The organism is Kocuria sp. NBRC 114282 (genome assembly GCF_030268385.1).
GTDB classification, from domain to species: domain Bacteria; phylum Actinomycetota; class Actinomycetes; order Actinomycetales; family Micrococcaceae; genus Kocuria; species Kocuria palustris.
Map to the genome: position 1 here is coordinate 1 of NZ_BSQO01000025.1, position 855 is coordinate 855.

Annotated in this window: 2 pseudogenes and 1 other annotated feature; of the pseudogenes, one reads left to right on the top strand and one right to left on the bottom strand. The window is 65.5% G+C overall.

Features of this window, described 5'->3' with window-relative positions:
• A pseudogene (locus tag QSJ40_RS12555) lies at positions 1 to 172 on the bottom strand (helix-turn-helix domain-containing protein); the annotation flags it as partial.
• An 87-nt stretch (positions 173 to 259) separates the two neighbouring features.
• Positions 260 to 367, top strand: a sequence feature (AL1L pseudoknot).
• On the opposite strand from QSJ40_RS12555, the pseudogene QSJ40_RS12560 reads away from it, so the two are divergent.
• A pseudogene (locus tag QSJ40_RS12560) lies at positions 260 to 727 on the top strand (IS3 family transposase); the annotation flags it as partial. It overlaps the preceding feature by 108 nt.
• Between the last annotated feature and the right edge of the window lie 128 nt (positions 728 to 855).

Sequence of the window (855 nt, forward strand, 5' to 3'; positions counted from 1 at the left end):
TCCAGCCGAGCGGTTTGGCATCGAGGTGCCTGCCGCTCCGGGCCATGACCCCGACCATCGGCGCGCTGCAGCCGATCTCCTTGGCGATATCGACCAGCCGCCAGCCCCTCGCGTGCAACCTGAGCGCGAGCTGCTTCTGCTCCCGGCTGAGATGACCATGCCTGCCCTGCATCCGGATCCTCCTGTGATCAGTGACTGCCTCATCTCACAGGACTCGTTGCACTGACCGCTTGAATCCGCCGATCCTCAAAGCCGCCTCAGCTTTTTTCGCCGCGGAACTCGACCGCCCCACGACGAGATGATCGCGTTCATCGACAAGCATCGCGATCGCTTCGCGGTCGAGGCCATCTGCCGCACGCTGGCTGCGACAGACTGTGGGTTCATCACCTCCCGCGCCTACCGGGCCTCTAAGACCAGGCCTGCCTCGACTCGAGCCGTGCGTGACGAGATCCTGGTGGAGGAGCTCCAGCGGATCCACGCGGAGAACTACTCGGTCTACGGGGTGCGGAAGATGTGGCACGCGATGCGCCACGCCAGGTGGAGCATCGGCCGCGATCAGGTCGCCCGCCTGATGAAACGGGCGGGGCTGCACGGCGCGCGGCGGGGCCGCAAGCCCGTGACCACCCGCCCCGCACACCAGGCGGATCATCGTCCAGATCTCGTCGAGCGCCAGTTCACCGCGGACGGCCCCAACCGCCTCTGGGTCGCAGACATCACCTACGTCCGGATTGAACCGCCCTGGGTTCTGTTCCGATCGTTATGTGAGCGCTAGTGCGGCTCGTTGTGATTGATAGTAGGCGGCTTCAACTTCGCTCGGGGTCGCGTAGCCGAGGGCTTCGTGGAGGCGGGTGTTGT